The organism is Micromonospora hortensis (assembly GCF_022230935.1).
Classification (GTDB): Bacteria; Actinomycetota; Actinomycetes; order Mycobacteriales; family Micromonosporaceae; genus Micromonospora; species Micromonospora hortensis.
In genome coordinates this window covers 1-1,742 of sequence record NZ_JAKKFE010000069.1, presented here as the reverse complement: position 1 = coordinate 1,742, position 1,742 = coordinate 1, and the positions used below count along the sequence as shown (strand labels likewise).

2 protein-coding genes are annotated in these 1,742 nt (G+C 66.0%); both read left to right on the top strand.

Annotated elements, in window-relative coordinates:
- The first annotated feature begins 444 nt into the window (after positions 1–444).
- On the top strand, positions 445–792 hold the full coding sequence (locus NIE111_RS29280) for a hypothetical protein (RefSeq protein WP_238687486.1): 348 nt from the start codon (positions 445–447) through the stop codon (positions 790–792).
- Positions 792–1,412 carry a tetratricopeptide repeat protein gene (locus NIE111_RS29275; RefSeq protein WP_238687485.1) on the top strand — a complete coding sequence of 207 codons (621 nt, stop codon included), beginning with the start codon at positions 792–794 and terminating at the stop codon, positions 1,410–1,412. The genes NIE111_RS29280 and NIE111_RS29275 overlap by 1 nt, the downstream gene beginning before the upstream one ends.
- Positions 1,413–1,742 lie beyond the last annotated feature (330 nt).

The following is a 1,742-nucleotide window of genomic DNA, read 5'->3' as shown; positions in this document are numbered from 1 at the left end:
GGAGCCCAAGGCCCGCAAGGCGACGCGGGCGCACAAGGCGCGACCGGAGCCCAAGGCCCGCAAGGCGACGCGGGCGCACAAGGCGCGACCGGAGCCCAAGGCCCGCAAGGCGACGCGGGCGCACAAGGCGCGACCGGAGCCCAAGGCCCGCAAGGCGACGCGGGCGCACAAGGTGCTCAAGGCTTCCAAGGCGCCACCGGCGCCCAGGGCACGCAAGGCGACGCAGGAGCGCAAGGCTTCCAAGGCGTCCAAGGTGCGCAGGGGGACGCAGGCGCCCAGGGCGCAACCGGTGCCCAGGGCTTCCAGGGCGCCCAGGGCGCCCAGGGTGCACAGGGGGCCCAGGGGGCCCAGGGTGCACAGGGGGCCCAGGGAGACACGGGGGCGCAGGGACTTCAGGGGGTGCCAGGACCGCAGGGCGCCACGGGCGCCCAAGGCACGCAGGGCGTGGCTGGCAACGGAATCCAGGCCGCTTACATTCAGGGCCCGCTGACCGTGATCGCAGACACCCCTGTCGATTTCGGCTGCGAGCCTGGAGACATTGCTGTCGGAACCGGCTATCAACTCTCGGGTGCAGGCGTCAACCCGGTGCTCATCCAGCCGCTCACAACCAGCGGCTACCAGTTCACCTTCACCGGCGGGGGCGCCGATATCTGGGTCTCCTGCATTTCACTCGCCACACCGCTGATGTTGGGGGCTCCGTCCAACACGTCGGGCCGGGCGACGTCCAACAGTAGCGAGGCCAACCGGCCGAACAGCAGGTCGAACAGCCCCGTTACGGTCGAGGAGGAGTAATGAACATGCGTCAGATATTCGGGTCGCTCGCCTGCGGCGCGGTCCTGCTGACCGGAGTCACGGCATGCAGCAGCGACAAGCCTGCCGAGAAGCCGCAGACGAACAACGCCGGCAGCACCGACAAGACGAACGGCGGCACCGAAACGCCGGCTGATCTGCTCAAGCTCGGTCTTGAGCAGGGCCAGGCCGGTAACTTCGACGCGGCGAAGGCCACCTTCGAGAAACTGCTGGACGCCGAGGCCGACAACAAGTTCGCCTGGTTCAACCTGGGCTACATCGCCCAGTCCCGCAACCAGGCCGACGAGGCGATCAGCAACTACGACAAGGCGCTGGAGGCCGACGCCAACTACAAGCCGGCCCTCTACAACAAGGCCATCGTCCTGGAAGGTAAGGCACCGACCACGGCGATAGACATCTATCGCAAGATCGTGTCGATCGACAACAAGGCGTCGACCGCCTACCTGCGACTGGGCATGATGCTGTCCCAGTCCGGTGAGGACGCGACAGCGCGGGACGCGTTCAAGACGGCGATCCGTCTGGACAAGGGGCTCACCTCAGCGGTTCCAGCGAAGTACCGCCCGACCCCTACCTCTAAGTCCTCGACTCCAGCGGGTAGGTGAATGGCTCCATGCGCACACCTCGCGTAACGGTCTTCACTGGAAGCAACCGCACCCGCTTCATCGACGAGTGCTTCGAATCGCTCGTTGCGCAGACCTTCGTCGACTGGGAATGGGTGGTCGTCCTGAATCAGGGGTCGCGTTGGCGGCCCGAGAGGCATGACGACCGTATTCGGCTCATTGAGCCATTTCCAACCTGATGATGCAGGTCAGCAGCGTGGATGTCGCGTCCACCGAATCCTGCGAGTGTCCGGGAAAGGTCTGCGAGTGATCTTGCGAGCCGTCCGGAAAATCTTGCGAGTCACCCTTACATGCCGGGTTGGTGGCGCGATG

What these genes read in the sequence shown, in the direction of transcription:
- NIE111_RS29275 (WP_238687485.1), top strand. Translation starts at nt 792, where the DNA reads ATGAACATGCGTCAGATATTCGGGTCGCTCGCCTGCGGCGCGGTCCTG.